Here is a 14,887-nt window from a genome sequence, read left to right on the forward strand (position 1 = left end):
GCCCTTCTGTCATTAAATAATTTGTGTGGGTAATCTGGTAACATGAATCAAAAGTAAAACATTTAAGCAAAATGCATCATAACAATGTGCTACCGTTTTATCTTCGCAATGGTATTGCAAACAGTATTGTTACCAATACCATTCAATAACCGTATTTTAAAAAAATACGATTTGCATTTTTGCATCATCATTTTTAAAGTATCATACCCATGAAAGTAGGCATTTTAGGCGGCGGTCAATTAGGAAGAATGTTATTACAGGCTGCGGCCAACTATACTGTAGAAACCTTTGTGTTGGAGCGTGATAAGCATTGTCCTGCAGCTCATTTATGCCACCACTTTGTGCAGGGTGATATTACCGATTACAATACAGTGTATACTTTTGGAAAACAGGTAGATGCATTAACCATTGAAATTGAAGCGGTAAATGTAGCAGCGCTGGAACAATTAGAAGCAGAAGGCATTAAAGTATATCCTTCACCCGGTGCCATTAAAATTATTAAAAATAAAATTTTACAAAAAAAATTTTATCAGCAACATCAAATTCCTACGGCCCCTTTTGTTATTACTGCTGCATTAAATGACTTATTTCAGCATACTAATTTTTTACCTGCTGTTCATAAAATTGGTGAGGGCGGGTATGATGGCAGAGGTGTTCAAATTATCAGGAATGAAAAAGAAATTGAAAATGGGTTTAATGATTCTGCTGTTTTGGAAAAAATGATAGCTATTGAAAAAGAAATTGCCATTATTGTATCGAGAAACCACAAGGGCGAAACAGCTGTTTATCCTCCCGTAGAAATGATTTTTGATCCGGTTTTAAATATCTTAGAATACCAGATTGCCCCTGCCAGAATTAGCCAGCAATTGCTATGGAAAGCAGAAGCCATTGCCATAAAAGTGGTTCAGGAACTGAATAGTGCCGGCTTATTTGCTATTGAATTTTTAATTGATAAACAACAAGAAATTTGGGTGAATGAAACTGCACCAAGGGTGCACAATAGCGGCCATCATACCATTGAAGCCAGTTATTGCAGCCAATACGATATGCTGTGGCGCATTATTTTAGATTATCCATTAGGTAATACAAAACTCATTAGCCCCTCAGCAATGATCAATGTTTTAGGTGAACCCGGTTATAGCGGTACACCGATTTATCATGGATTAACCGATACCCTTAAAACAGAACAGGCTTTTGTTCATTTATATGGTAAACTAACCACCAAACCCGGACGCAAAATGGGGCACGTTACCCTGCTGGCTAAAGATGAAGGTGAACTGATTTACCAGGCTCACAAAATAAAACAAACGCTAAAGGTGATTGCCTGAGGTATTTAAATTAATTCTTGGATCAATAATGGTTGGAATAGACGGCGGTGCATTGTTAACGGGAACGGGTTTATGCAATTTTTTTAACGGCATGGTAAATCCTAAGCCTATAATACTTTTTACCTGCAATGCCGGCGAATCGCCATTCGGGCCAAATATTTTTACATTATCATCATAAATCATATCTAAACTATATGAGGCAGTGAGGTATTTATTGATTTTAAAATTGAACTGATTGGTCATGAAAAAATTGATGTTTTGGGGTTGCTTCAGATAATTGGAAAATAAATCAACCCTACCTCTGTAATCTACATTCTTAATAATGGTTGTATTGTAATTAATGGTTGCAAAAGCACCAAACTCGTTCAAAACATGGCTTCCTGAATCTACCCCATAAGCCTTTTGGTTAGATAAATACTGATTGGCTACTATTACCCAACGGGAAGTGATGGGTGAAAGAAACAAGGAAAATTTATCAGTGGGCTTATAATCGAAACCGGCAGCCAGAATTACAAATGCAGGCGATAAAAAACTGGATGCAAATACCGGTGCTCCATTGGGGTATGTATACCCATCAAAAAACTGAGAACGAAAATTAAATAATCCGGACAAATACCATTTACCCAGCGTATCAACTTTGTAACCATACTTACTCACAAAATCAATTCGGTCATCATTTTTTCTCCCCCCTAAACTTGTAGTTTGAATATATCCCAGATTAACATCCAGGTTATTATCCCAACTATGCCGTTCCTTTTTATAATAAACAAAATAATTAAAATAGGAACTAACTGCTAACGAAAAATTATCACCTCCTGCAGCCCAGTTACTCAACGAACCCTGTGATAAACTAAAATTAAATAACCCCCCTCTTTTCCAACGCCAATTAATGGAATCTTTATCCTTATCCTTCTTAATCGGTCTGTAAATCTCATTTTTTAATGTGTTCACTAAAATATCCTGTGCCTGCACCTGACTGGCCCCCAGCATTAACAAAAAAATAAATCCTATTTGCTTCATGAAAGTTTGGCGATTAAATGAACAATGACCTCATGCAAAACAGTTGTTGCTTTTTTCAAACAGACCATTGCTTAAAAACATAAATACCTGCTCAATTCGTACAAAAATAAAGGCATTTCTTTAAAATTACTCAATCAATCTCTGACAAAGTGTCACCACAACGTACAAAACTGTATTTTTGCAGTCCCAAAATAATTTTAACCAATGAACATATTAGATTTACCTACTAAAATTCATGATGAAAGCAGGCAGGGAGAAGCCTATGCCCCTGTTGCACAGGAAACAGCACTATTTTCAAAAAAATTTTATATTGAAAGCTATGGCTGTCAAATGAATTTCAGTGATAGCGAAATTGTTGCCGCCATTCTGCATCAGGAGGGATTTGGTGCAACCAAACAGTTTGAAGAAGCTTCGCTCATTTTATTAAATACTTGCTCCATTCGTGAAAAAGCAGAACAAACCATTCGTAAAAGATTAACCGAATTTAGAAAAACAAAAGAAAAAAAACCGGAACTATTAATTGGAATTTTAGGCTGTATGGCCGAACGCTTAAAAGCCAAGTTGTTAGAAGAAGAAAAATTAGTGGATATTGTAGTTGGGCCGGATGCGTATCGTAGTTTACCCGCATTGATTGCCGAAGCCGAAACAGGTCAGAAAGCAGTGAATGTATTATTGAGTCGGGAAGAAACCTATGCCGATATTGCACCCATTCGGTTAGACAGTAATGGCGTTACAGCTTTTGTTTCTATTATGCGTGGCTGTAATAACATGTGCAGTTTCTGTGTGGTTCCTTTTACACGTGGGCGTGAAAGAAGTAGAAATGCTGATTCAATAGTTGCCGAAGTGGAAGATTTATTTCGCCGCGGTTACAGAGAAGTTACCTTATTGGGTCAAAATGTAGACAGCTATCATTGGTTGAATGAAGCAGACAATACTTCGGTAAACTTTGCGCAGCTTTTAGAGAAAGTTGCACTTGTAAATCCATTACTGCGTGTTCGTTTTAGCACATCACATCCAAAAGATATAACAGATGATGTGCTTTACATCATGGCAAAATATAAAAACATTTGCCAATACATTCACTTGCCTATTCAAAGCGGCAACTCACGAATTTTACAATTAATGAACCGAACTTACAGCAGGGAGTGGTATTTGGCTAAGGTAGACCGTATTAAAGAAATAATGCCCGATTGCTCTATTAGTACCGACATCATTACCGGATTTTGTACCGAAACAGAAGCAGAACACCAAGATACTTTAAGTGCCATGGAATATGCACAATATGATTATGCCTACATGTTTTTTTACAGTGAAAGACCCGGCACACTAGCAGCAAAAAGATTTACCGACAATGTACCGGAAGCAGTAAAGAAAAGAAGGCTTCAGGAAATCATTAACCTGCAAAATGAACTTTCTAAAAAAAGCTATATGAATGATGTGGGTAAAAGCTTTGAAGTATTAATTGAAGGCGAAAGCAAGAAAGACAATTTATACTGGAAAGGCAGAAATCCGCAAAATAAAATGCTGGTATTCCCCAAAAAACAATTCAATTACAAACCTGGAGATTATGTAAATGTGCTGGTACACGATGCTACACAAGCAACTTTATTGGGAGAAATTATACCTGCATAAAGTATTCAAAATCATATAAAAGCATTCTATTTTAACTTTAATAGCATTGGGTATGGATTTACAAAGTATAAAAAACAGATTTGGTATCATAGGCAACTCTCCTGCACTCAATTTTGCTTTAGATACTGCAGTTCAAGTAGCGGCAACTGATTTAACCGTTTTAATTGTAGGAGAAAGCGGAGTAGGTAAAGAAGTATTTTCACAAATTATTCATGCACTTTCTGCACGTAAACACAACCCGTTTATTGCCGTAAACTGTGGGGCTATTCCGGAAGGAACGATTGATTCTGAATTATTTGGACACGAAAAAGGTGCATTTACCGGTGCAGTAGACAGTCGCAAAGGTTATTTTGAAACAGTAAACGGAGGTACTATTTTTTTGGATGAAATTGGCGAAATGCCAATGGGTACACAAGCCCGGCTATTACGAGTTTTAGAAACCGGAGAATTTATCCGGGTGGGTTCATCAAAAGTGCAAAAAACCGATGTTCGGGTAATAGCCGCTACCAACCGCGAATTAATTGAGTTTGCAGAAAAAGGCCGGTTTAGACAGGATTTATATTATCGTTTAAGCACTGTACCCATTCGGGTACCTGCTTTAAGAGACAGACAAGAGGATATTCCCCTGCTGTTCAGAAAATTTGTAGTTGATTTTGCGGAACGCTATAAAACCAATCCTGTACAATTGAATGAGGATGCCAAAAATATACTGATGCACTACCCATTCCCCGGCAATGTAAGAGAACTAAAAAATCTGGCAGAACAAATTTCAGTTTTAAGCAATGAACCCATTTTATCAGCGCAGGAATTAAGGCGCTTTTTACCTGAACGGCATCAAAATAATTTGCCGGTTTTAGCGCATGCAGCCGATGCACCGCATCAGGAATTTGCCAATGAACGAGAACTACTATACAAACTTTTTTTCGATATGAAAAAAGATGTAACAGAGTTAAAAAAAATGTTCCTTGAAATTCTTAAAAACCCTTCTCTGGCCGGCAGTGCTGCACAATTTACCAAAGAATCTTTGATACATGATGTAACTACCCATCACGAAGACGGGTTGCACCCGCTCTTTCCGGCAAATATTACCAATCAAAATACACTGGCACCTGCTGCTTTATCAGCCAATGCCGGACAACCGGTAATTCTTAACCATGATGATGTACATCATCATGAAGTGGTTGAAGAATCGCTCAACATTATGGATAAAGAGAAAGAATTAATTATTAAAGCACTGAAAAAACATAAAGGCAAGCGAAAAGATGCAGCATCCGACCTGGGTATCAGCGAACGTACATTGTACAGAAAACTCAAAGAATATGATATTGAAGAATAAGCAAATACTATTTTTAAAGCCAATGAAGGCTTTCAAAGCAAACCCGGCATTCTTGCATCGCAGATATGGCTGGATGTTGTTATTCGGTGTGCTGTTTCTATCGGGCTGCAAAATTTATTCCTTCAAAGATGTTTCAATCGATTATTCCAAAATAAAAACCATAAAAATCGGGTTTATAGAAAACCGGGCCAGCTATGTAAATCCACAATTAAGCCCGCAGTTAACCGACAAATTACAACTTAAAATTGCCAGCCAAACCAAACTAATTCGTACCAATAGCGATGATGCCAATCTGGTAGTGAGTGGATATATTTCTGACTACTCTGTTTCAACAGCAGCCATCTCAGCACAACAAGCCAGTGCCAACCGTTTAACCGTTTCAGCACACATAACTGTTAAAAATAATGTTGAAAATAAAACAGATGAATTTGATGTAAGCCGCAATTACGATTTTTCATCTAACTTATCGTTGCAACAGGCCGAGGGGCAATTAATTACAACCATTGTAAGTAATATTTCGGATGATATTTTTAACCATATCTTTTCTAACTGGTAAGCTTATTGTATTTTCACAACATGAATGCTGTAATCAATCAAACTGCTTATGCTATTTTGCAACAACCTTTAGAAAAGGTTGCTGTAGAACAATTACAGCAAATTTGCAAAAGTTATCCATTTTTTACACCTGCTCAGGTATTATTGGCTGCTAAATTACAGCAAAATGCACCGAATTTACTGGTACAGGCCCAAAACCAAATCATTGCTGCACCTTGCAATATAACCTGGGTAAACTACCTACTAAATGAAACACCGGCCAATCCAACAACCGCGGGAAGGGAATCTGAGGTATTATCAAATGAAAGCAAAACCAATGCAGCAATTGCCTCTTCTGAAATGAGAGCTGAAGAACAATCTGAGCAGACAGATATGACCGATCTTGCGGCAATCAACAACATTCCGGAAACAGAAGCAGTAACACCCTCATTTTTAGAAGAGGTTAAAAATGCAGATCACTTCATCGAAATAAATCCCGAGCCTTTAGAAAACAGCGATGATTTGCAAGCAGTTGATTCTACGAATACTATTCAGGAAGTACTGCCACATGCTTCAGCAGAACATATCATTGAAAACGAAAATAATGCTGTGCCGGAAACAGCATTGCCGCAAAACAATATGGCCATTGCAGAACAAGAATTAGTGGAACATTTGGAAATGCAGGCAAATGATGCCAACGAAACAGACCAGCTGCCCGAAACTTCATCTGAAAACAAAGAACCAGCGGTTGAAAACGAAAAATTATCTGATATTGTTGCAGCACAGTGGGCTGCATTTCAGGAACCGGCTGAAACAGATGAAGAACTAACTTATGAACCGCCGCATTTACATACCATAGATTATTTTGGATCATTAGGTATTACCGCTGATTTAACCCAAGAGCCGCAAGACAAATTAAGCAAGCAACTTTTAAAATTTACTGACTGGCTTAAAATTGTTAAAAACCAGCATACGCCCGATACACATGCAGTACAACAGGCAGAAGTAGACAGTATTATACCTGGTATTGCTCAAACCTCAAACGAAACCAGAGAAATTATTACTGAAACCATGGCTGAAGTGTTGGTAAAACAAGGTAAAATTGACAAAGCAATTCAGGTGTATATTAAATTAAGTTTTTTAGATCCTGATAAATCTGCTTATTTTGCAAAAAAAATTGAACAACTAAAAGAAATGTAGCATGACTGTAATTTTTATTATTTTAATTGTAATTGCCTGTATAGCCTTAGGTTTTATTGTATTAATTCAAAACCCAAAAGGCGGGGGTTTAGCAGGAAATGTAGGTGGATTTGGCAACCAGATTATGGGCGTTAAGCAAACAACTGACGTATTGGAAAAAGGCACCTGGTTATTTGCTGCAATTATTACCATACTCTCTCTGTTTTCTACCATAATTTTCAGGGGCTCAACAAAAGGACCCGATACTTCTATCATTCAAAAAGTAAACACCAATCAAAATACAGCACCGGCTAATAGTATTCCTTTAAATACTCCTCCGCCCGCTAATAAATAAATTTTAGTGATAAAATATTTTACCCTGTCTGTTTGTTACAGACGGGGTTTTTATTATCTTGAACTACCATGCGCAAAATTATAGGCACAGTCGTTGTACTAATTGTAATCATAACCATTGGTTTTTTATGGTTTTTAGAAAGCCCTGCTACTGCTTTCAATGATAAAAAAGCTTATTTCACACTTTCTGATGACAGTTTAAGCAGTCAACAAATTACCCAATCATTAAAGCAACAGCAAATTATAAAATATGGCTGGCCCTTTCAATTTGTATTAAAAGAATTGCATATAGCCAAACACATTAAACCGGGTAAATATGAGGTTAATAAAGATGCATCGCTGTTAAGCATTATCCGAATGTTGAAAAACAATCGCCAGGCTTCCATTAATTTAGTGATTACCAAATTGAGAGTAAAGGAAGATCTGGCCAAATTAATGGCAAAAAACTTTTCAACCGATTCGGTACAGGTTATGCAATTTTTAAATAGCAATGATTCGTTAAAAGAATATCATGTAGATACTGCTACTATTTTCACCATCATTTTGCCCGATACCTATACTTTTTATTGGAATACATCCATTAGAAAAATTTTTAATAAATTATATATTGCTGACAGCTTATTCTGGACCAAAAACAACAGGCTACAAAAAACTAAAGAGATAGGTCTTACCCCAACTGAAGTGTATATATTAGCCTCTATTGTTGAAGAGGAATCGAATATTGATGATGAAAGAGGAAAAATTGCCAGTGTATACCTAAACAGATTACACCAAAATATGGCATTACAGGCTTGTCCTACCATTAAATATGCCATGAAAGATTTTGCGTTGATACGTATTTATGAAAAATACTTATTAACTCCTTCTCCTTATAATACCTATCGCCACAAAGGTTTACCACCGGGCCCTATTTGCACTCCTTCAACTAAATGCATCGATATTGTTTTAAGCGCTCCTAAAACCAATTATTTATATTTTGTAGCAAAAAGCGACTTTAGTGGTTACAGCCATTTTAGCAGTAATTTTGCAGAACACAATGCGTATGCAAAACAATACCAGCAGGCATTAAATGCTGCTATGGCTAAAAAACAAAAAATGAAGGGCGAGTGACAAAATTTGAAAAGACATTAGTTTCCTTCCCTCCCATTGCATTTGCAATTCGCAAAAGCAAGCAAATTGTTATTCCGGGTTTTAAAGGAATACCCCTGTTTTATGTAATTCGGTTTTTTTTTCAACAAATTAATAAAATTGGCATTATAGACAGGGCTTCAGCAATTTCATTTAATTTAATCATGGCTTTACCTGCCGCTTTTTTATTTATTTTTTCTATCATACCTTATTTACCTGACTCATTTGATTTTAAAGGGCAAATGCTGAATTTATTTAAAGATTTAACCCCCAACTCAAACACATATAAATTAATTACCACCATAATTAATGATTTATTGAAAAAACATGTGGGTGTTTTTTCTTTTGGTTTTATTTTGGTTTTGTTTTATGCATCTAATGCAACAATGGGTATTGTAAGAACTTTCGATAAATCAATATCTGAGAAAAAAGCTTATTTTTTGCATCGAAGATGGCGCGCTATCCGATTAACTACCTTATTAATTTTATTGGTACTGGCCTCGTTGCTGGTGTTAATAGGACAAGGCGAACTAGCCGGTTTATTGCGTGAATTTTTTCATTTCAGAAAAAAAACTTTTTTCCCCTGGTGGAATACTGTTCGTTGGGGTATTATTGTTTTATTTATATTTTTTGGTATTGCCTTTATTTATCGTTTTGCACCGGCCATTCAGAAAAAATGGCCCCTCATATCACCAGGTTCTATTCTTGCAACTTTATTAATGTTACTAACCACTATTGGGTTTTCATTTTGGGTAAATCATTTTAGCAGTTATAATAAAGTGTATGGCTCAATTGGAACGGTATTAATTATTATGTTACTGATATACCTGAACTCTTTGATACTTTTAATAGGATTTGAATTGAATGTAAGTATTACTATTTTGCAACAACAAGCTGAACAGGGTAAAGCAGAAATGCTGGCGCAAACAAAAAACGCAAAACAATCACAACATTAATGCACGCCATTCAACATTTCCTGAACCGCTAAAGGAATTTGCGGTGCGGTTAATTGACGGTTATAAAATTGCCGGTATTTTGTAATCGGATTCATCATTAAAGTAGCAGGTATATTTCCATTCCATGTTCGGTCTATTTTAGGGCAAAAATCTGCTGCATTGGTTTCATTCAGCCACCAAATGGTAGCACTGTAACCATGTTGTTTTACAAATTTGGTAATGGTTTTGGGATAATCATCGGCATAATCTACACTAATTAAAATAATTTTTACTCGGTTTCCTGCAACCGCTTTTATTTCATTTTCAAAGTAATTTAACTCATGTACACAAGGTGTACACCAGGTAGCCCAAAAGTTAATGATAACCGGTTGTGTGGTGGTATCAATATAATGCACCACATCATTTATTTTTACTTTTTCAATATTTTGGGCATGCAGCTGCCGAATCACTAAAAACAAGTAAAAAACAAAAAATATTTTTTTCATATCAATTGATTGATAACACTAATCATTTTCAGCATTGGGTACGCCCCACTCTGATAACAACCGGTTAATACTTTGAGCAGGTAAACCCGGGCTGTTATAATGCCCTGCCTGTTGTTTCTGACGAAATGCTTCATAAATACTCACTGCGCATGCAACAGAAATATTCAGGCTTTGAATAATACCTACCTGTGGTATAATAAAATTGCCATCGGCTAACCGGCGTGCATCTTCACTAACTCCTTCATGTTCATTACCAAAAACCAAAGCAATGCTGTTTTGTGCAAAATCAAGTGCATACAATGGTTCGGCATCGGCAGACAAATGAGTGGTATAAATTTTTTGATATTGTGTACGAAGTGCGTTGTAGCACGCTTCTACATTATCATAAGCATGAACGGTAAGCCATTTGGCAGCACTACTACTGCTTTTGGCACCAAACTTTTTGTGGCGTGCTATTTTAGTGGTGATGATATAAATATCCTGAATACCTACTGCATCACAACTACGCATCACTGCGGATATATTGTGTGGATCCTGCACATTCTCCATCACTACTGTTAAATTGGGCTGTCGTTTATATAAAACATTCAACAATTTTGTTTTACGTTCGGGTGTCATAGCATTTATAATTTCATTTACCTATCTAAAAAAATTGAAAAAATTATTGTTTCAATTGAATACCCAGTCCAGATTTTCCCAATATATCCACCTTCCCAAATTCAAAATTTAGTCCGGTTGCAATATCTTCTTTTAAAAGCAATGGGCCGTCCATATCCACATAATCTAATAATGGTAAAAATTGTGCAATAGCAGCAGAGCCTAAGGTAGATTCATTCATGCTTCCCATCATTACCTGTAAACCGAGTTCTCTTGCCTGAGCAATCATACGTTTGGCTGGTGTTAATCCACTGCATTTGGTTAATTTAATGTTGATGCCATGAAAATGATGTAAACATTTTTCAACATCGGTTTCAAGCACGCAACTTTCATCTGCAATTAAAGGCAAAGATGATGTTTGATACAAAACCTTCATTCCTTCCCAATCTTCTTTTGCTAATGGTTGTTCAATGAATTGCACACCTAATTGTTGTAATTGAGGAATTTTGATAAGTGCTTCTTCTAAAGTCCATCCTGCATTGGCATCAATTCTAAATATTGCGTTGGTATGTTTTCTTAATTGGGCTACCATTTCAATATCATTTTCAACACCCAGTTTAATTTTATAAATGGGCCAGGGCTTGGCCAGCATTTTTTGAACCATATTTTCAGGTGTGTCTATACCAATGGTATAATCTGTAAGTGGCGTATTGCCCCATTCTACATTCCATAACCGGTAAACAAGCTGTTGTTCCATTTTACCGAACAAATCCCAGGCAGCCATATCCAATGCGGCTACCAGAAAGGGATTGGCAGGAAATAAATGATGCAAATAATGCCAATAACGCTCAGGTTCGGTTAAAGCAAATTTTTCAACAAAAGCTCTTTTATGCTCCAATGCTTCTATCATTGAATCCACCGTAACATCATAATATTGAATGGCAGGTGCTTCGCCATAACCTATTAGTGAACCTAATTGCAGCGCTATTAATAATGATGGCTGATGGGTTTTTGTTCGCCCTCCTGAAATTGTAAATGGATACTCAAAAGGAAGTTCTATTTTTTTATAATATAATTTCATTTGCAATGCATAAAATAACCGCAAAGAAACGCCAAACGAATGGCTTCTAAAAAAATAAACCGGCAACAATACCGATTTATACAATATTAAAAAAGAAATTGACAGACTATCTGCCGCTTTCCTGCACCATTTTTTGCAGCGCTTCATTAAACAAATTGGCATCCATGAGCTGCTCTAATGTAAGATGCATTCTATAACGCCAATAATGTTTTGGATTGGATGGAATATTAATACGTTCATCATTCGGATTGTTTCTTCTGATGGATTCATCCATTCCTAACAAATCCTGCAACTGAAATATGCTCCACATAGCCGGCGAATACAAATGTTGCAATACAATGGCTTTGTTAATCCAGGCTTCACAATAATAAGGTGCATTACCCCATTGCCCTAATTCATTGTTGTAAAATTGTTGAATTTTATGCTTATCTTCTTCCCACCAGCCCCTAATGGTGCTCATATCATGAGTAGAGGGGGTAACCACACTTAAATAAGGCGCATCATTGGGATGAAAAAATGTTTGCTGTGGGTTTTTAGGCATTCGTTGAATTTCGAGGCTTAATAAACCTAACTGACGCATTACTTCCGGAACACAGGCTGGCACCAACCCTAAATCTTCACCACAAATCAGCATATTGGTAACGCGTTTTAACGCAGGTAATTTCTGCAAAGCTTCTTTCATCCAAAAATCATCCTGCCTGCGGAAGTAATAATCTACATACAATTCTCTTAATTGTTGTTGAGAATGCGCATCTAAATGGCGAAATGAAATGGTAGCATCCATAGCAAATCTAAAATGGAATTGCTGTGCGTTACTGCCTTCTTCTTCAAAAAAGATAACATTACTGATTAAATCGAACAGCCCTTGTTTTATCTTTTGTGTAAATGCATCGTCATTCCAATGGGCCAAATATTGTTCAACTTTACGTTGGGTATTGCATTCTTCTTTTAGTGTATAATTTCCAAAACCATTGTATTGCAAAAAAGTATTGCGTACAAAATCGGCATCTTTGCCAAAAACTTCGGCTAATACTTCTTCATTAATATAGGGCTTTGTAAACCGATAGTAATCGAACCAAATATTTCTGCTAAACAATTCATTGATGTGTATGGGTAAAGCAGGTACAAAGCGCCCCATAATACCCTCTACTGCATCTAAAGGTATACTCCATATTCTAAAAAAACCTAAAATATGATCAATCCTGAATGCATCAAAATAATAACGCATTTGTTCAAATCGTTTCTTCCACCAGGCAAAACCATCCTGCATCATTTGTTGCCAGTTATAAGTCGGGAAACCCCAATTTTGGCCTTTTATGGCAAAATCGTCGGGTGGTGCACCAGCCTGCATATTCAAATGAAATAAATGCGGTGCCTGCCAGGCATCTGCGCCATTTCTACACACACCAATTGCAATATCACCTTTCAAAATAATTCCATTTTGGTGGGCATAGCCAGTTGCCTCCTGCAACTGACTGTGCAGGTAAAACTGAACAAAATAATGATAAGCAATAGCATGGTATTGTTCAGAATCAGGTGAAGCCATGGCTTCAATGGCCGATTCATTATAAATACCATTCTTTGGCCATTCACTGAAATTGGCCGTGCCATACAAATCTCTCAAATAACAAAATACAGCATATGGAATTAACCAATGACTATTATTGTGAAAGAATGTTTTAAATTCATCTGATTGAAACAAGACTTTCTGTTGTAAAGAATATAATTGCTGTAAATATTGTTGTTTTAGATGCATTGCAGCTTCATAATCAACTGTATCTAATGCATTTAATTGAAGGCGTTGCGCTTCTATGCTATCCAACAAGTGCAAATTTTCAGTTGAAGTAGCTTTTTTTAAGTTTAGGTATAACGGATGCAATGCAAAAGCAGAAATGGCAGCATAAGGATAAGAATCTGCCCAGGTATGCGTTGCTGTAGTATCATTCACCGGTAATATTTGCACTAGTTTTAATCCTGTTTTTTTGGCCCAGTCTACCAACAGTTTTAAATCAGTAAACTCTCCTACGCCAAAACTCTGCTCGCTTCTTAAACTAAAAACAGGAATTGCTACCCCTGCTCCTCTCCACGTATTATTGGGTAATACAGCAAATCCGGCATTCATTATGGTTAAAGTATCTGTTGCATTTGTTGCATTTATGGTTCTGTTTTTGCCATTTTCAAACCGAACAAATTGTTTTGTATTTATATTATAAACACCAAATTTAAATTGCAGTGTATGTTTGGCTGTTGATAAGTTGAGCTGTATAGAATAAAAAGATTCATCTTTATCCCGCTTTAACAGCAATGGTTTTTCTGTACTCCAATTGTTTAAAATGGTACTTTCACCGCATAAACAAAGCACTTCATCAGCAGACAGTAAGGGTGCTTTTACTTTTAACAAATGAGTTGTACCGGCATTAATTTTAGTGGTATCTGCAACCTGCTTGGGTTTGGGCAATAAAATTTGCTGAAACGGTTCTGTATAAAATGCGTTTTCATAATAACCTGCAAAATTCCAAGCATCTTCAATTAACAGAGTTGATTTTTTAACATAAGCAGGAAATAATTTTTTATCATTACCCCAATCATAATCAATCGTTCCATTTTCATTTTTTAGTATATAATGATAGGTAATTCCTTCTTTCGGTATTTCATTTAGTTGAAAAGTAATTGTAATTTGCCAATACTCCTGATTCAGGTACTGCATGGGAATTGCCTGATCAATATCTTGATTCCCCAGCTTGGGATGATTGCCGGTTATAAAAATATTTTGCCCGAAATGGGTACTAAATTTTAAAAGAAAAGTTACCTGCAATTCAGTAATTGATTTTGATGTAGTAGCAACAGTTGCTTTACTTTTTTGTGTTGCCGTTGTTGCATCTTTTTTTGATGAGGTTTTGGGCTTTTTAGTTGAAGTAGCCTCTTTGGCTGCTATCTTCTCTCCTTTCGGTGCCGCTTCCTTTTTGGCTGATTTTTTTTTCAAAACTTTTTTTTTCTGCCCTGCTTTTGTTGCATCAGGAGTTGCAGAAGCGGAAGATAAAGTTGAGGGTTCTTCTATTTTTTTTACACCACTTTTTGTTTTGGATAATCCGGTATTTTCAATTTCACCAGATTGCGTAATCGTTAGTTTTTTAGCCAATTTTCCTGGTTTTAGTTGTACTAAGTTAATCAATTAATGTGTAAATTAAACACATTAATTGATTTTCCAAAAACAAAATGCAACAAAACACAGGATTTTGCAATAACCCCAATAAAAA

At 36.3% G+C, this 14,887-nt stretch carries 13 protein-coding genes; 8 read left to right on the plus strand and 5 right to left on the minus strand.

From position 1 onward, the window contains the following. Nucleotides 1-209: 209 nt before the first annotated feature. The gene (locus A0F92_RS02545; RefSeq protein ID WP_068241340.1) at nt 210-1,328 is read left to right on the plus strand and encodes a 5-(carboxyamino)imidazole ribonucleotide synthase; all 1,119 of its coding nucleotides are present in this window, start codon (nt 210-212) and stop codon (nt 1,326-1,328) included. On the opposite strand, the gene A0F92_RS02550 is transcribed toward A0F92_RS02545, so the two are convergent. Next, complete coding sequence (locus A0F92_RS02550) at nt 1,311-2,348, minus strand: DUF3078 domain-containing protein (RefSeq protein ID WP_068241342.1); 1,038 nt, start codon at nt 2,346-2,348, stop codon at nt 1,311-1,313. The two genes, A0F92_RS02545 and A0F92_RS02550, sit on opposite strands and share 18 nt — an antisense overlap. A gap of 204 nt (nt 2,349-2,552) precedes the next feature. On the opposite strand from A0F92_RS02550, the gene miaB reads away from it, so the two are divergent. The 7 genes from miaB (at nt 2,553) to A0F92_RS02585 (ending at nt 9,467) form a co-directional block, all read left to right on the plus strand. Next, nucleotides 2,553-3,980: a tRNA (N6-isopentenyl adenosine(37)-C2)-methylthiotransferase MiaB gene (miaB, locus tag A0F92_RS02555; protein WP_167516759.1), complete on the plus strand. Its 1,428-nt coding sequence runs from the start codon at nt 2,553-2,555 to the stop codon at nt 3,978-3,980. 52 nt (nt 3,981-4,032) lie between these two features. After that, nucleotides 4,033-5,316, plus strand: coding sequence for a sigma-54 interaction domain-containing protein (locus A0F92_RS02560; protein ID WP_068241344.1), 1,284 nt, complete (start codon nt 4,033-4,035; stop codon nt 5,314-5,316). 52 nt (nt 5,317-5,368) lie between these two features. Continuing rightward, nucleotides 5,369-5,872, plus strand: coding sequence for an LPS assembly lipoprotein LptE (lptE, locus tag A0F92_RS02565; protein ID WP_253810081.1), 504 nt, complete (start codon nt 5,369-5,371; stop codon nt 5,870-5,872). Between the two features lie 20 nt (nt 5,873-5,892). Beyond that, nucleotides 5,893-7,050 (plus strand): hypothetical protein, encoded by a 1,158-nt coding sequence (locus tag A0F92_RS02570; RefSeq protein WP_068241346.1) that lies wholly within the window; start codon nt 5,893-5,895, stop codon nt 7,048-7,050. A 1-nt stretch (nt 7,051) separates the two neighbouring features. After that, nucleotides 7,052-7,384 carry a preprotein translocase subunit SecG gene (gene secG / locus A0F92_RS02575; protein ID WP_068241348.1) on the plus strand — a complete coding sequence of 111 codons (333 nt, stop codon included), beginning with the start codon at nt 7,052-7,054 and terminating at the stop codon, nt 7,382-7,384. 68 nt (nt 7,385-7,452) lie between these two features. Beyond that, entirely contained in the window at nt 7,453-8,493 is a 1,041-nt protein-coding gene (gene mltG / locus A0F92_RS02580; protein ID WP_068241350.1) for an endolytic transglycosylase MltG, read from the plus strand. Then, nucleotides 8,490-9,467: a YihY/virulence factor BrkB family protein gene (locus A0F92_RS02585; RefSeq protein WP_068241352.1), complete on the plus strand. Its 978-nt coding sequence runs from the start codon at nt 8,490-8,492 to the stop codon at nt 9,465-9,467. The genes mltG and A0F92_RS02585 overlap by 4 nt, the downstream gene beginning before the upstream one ends. Here A0F92_RS02585 and A0F92_RS02590 read toward each other — a convergent pair. From A0F92_RS02590 to A0F92_RS02605, 4 genes are read right to left on the minus strand one after another with little or no spacing between them, the layout of a single operon-like run. Further along, nucleotides 9,464-9,952, minus strand: coding sequence for a TlpA disulfide reductase family protein (locus tag A0F92_RS02590; protein WP_068241354.1), 489 nt, complete (start codon nt 9,950-9,952; stop codon nt 9,464-9,466). The genes A0F92_RS02585 and A0F92_RS02590 overlap by 4 nt on opposite strands. Nucleotides 9,953-9,970: 18 nt before the next feature. Further along, nucleotides 9,971-10,570: a TrmH family RNA methyltransferase gene (locus A0F92_RS02595; RefSeq protein ID WP_068241356.1), complete on the minus strand. Its 600-nt coding sequence runs from the start codon at nt 10,568-10,570 to the stop codon at nt 9,971-9,973. A 43-nt stretch (nt 10,571-10,613) separates the two neighbouring features. Further along, on the minus strand, nt 10,614-11,777 hold the full coding sequence (locus A0F92_RS02600; protein ID WP_253810083.1) for a dipeptide epimerase: 1,164 nt from the start codon (nt 11,775-11,777) through the stop codon (nt 10,614-10,616). Next, nucleotides 11,737-14,769: a 4-alpha-glucanotransferase gene (locus A0F92_RS02605; RefSeq protein ID WP_253810085.1), complete on the minus strand. Its 3,033-nt coding sequence runs from the start codon at nt 14,767-14,769 to the stop codon at nt 11,737-11,739. Before A0F92_RS02605 ends, A0F92_RS02600 begins: the two co-directional genes overlap by 41 nt. Between the last annotated feature and the right edge of the window lie 118 nt (nt 14,770-14,887).

The organism is Hydrotalea flava (assembly GCF_001623405.1).
Taxonomy (GTDB): domain Bacteria; phylum Bacteroidota; class Bacteroidia; order Chitinophagales; family Chitinophagaceae; genus Hydrotalea; species Hydrotalea flava.

Bases quoted from the DNA above. Each gene is read 5' to 3' on its own strand.
- secG (WP_068241348.1), top strand. From the start codon at position 7,052: ATGACTGTAATTTTTATTATTTTAATTGTAATTGCCTGTATAGCCTTA.
- A0F92_RS02570 (WP_068241346.1), top strand. From the start codon at position 5,893: ATGAATGCTGTAATCAATCAAACTGCTTATGCTATTTTGCAACAACCT.
- mltG (WP_068241350.1), top strand. From the start codon at position 7,453: ATGCGCAAAATTATAGGCACAGTCGTTGTACTAATTGTAATCATAACC.
- A0F92_RS02545 (WP_068241340.1), top strand. From the start codon at position 210: ATGAAAGTAGGCATTTTAGGCGGCGGTCAATTAGGAAGAATGTTATTA.
- A0F92_RS02590 (WP_068241354.1), bottom strand. From the start codon at position 9,952: ATGAAAAAAATATTTTTTGTTTTTTACTTGTTTTTAGTGATTCGGCAG.
- A0F92_RS02600 (WP_253810083.1), bottom strand. From the start codon at position 11,777: ATGAAGCGCTGCAAAAAATGGTGCAGGAAAGCGGCAGATAGTCTGTCA.
- miaB (WP_167516759.1), top strand. From the start codon at position 2,553: ATGAACATATTAGATTTACCTACTAAAATTCATGATGAAAGCAGGCAG.
- A0F92_RS02595 (WP_068241356.1), bottom strand. From the start codon at position 10,570: ATGACACCCGAACGTAAAACAAAATTGTTGAATGTTTTATATAAACGA.
- A0F92_RS02560 (WP_068241344.1), top strand. From the start codon at position 4,033: ATGGATTTACAAAGTATAAAAAACAGATTTGGTATCATAGGCAACTCT.
- A0F92_RS02550 (WP_068241342.1), bottom strand. From the start codon at position 2,348: ATGAAGCAAATAGGATTTATTTTTTTGTTAATGCTGGGGGCCAGTCAG.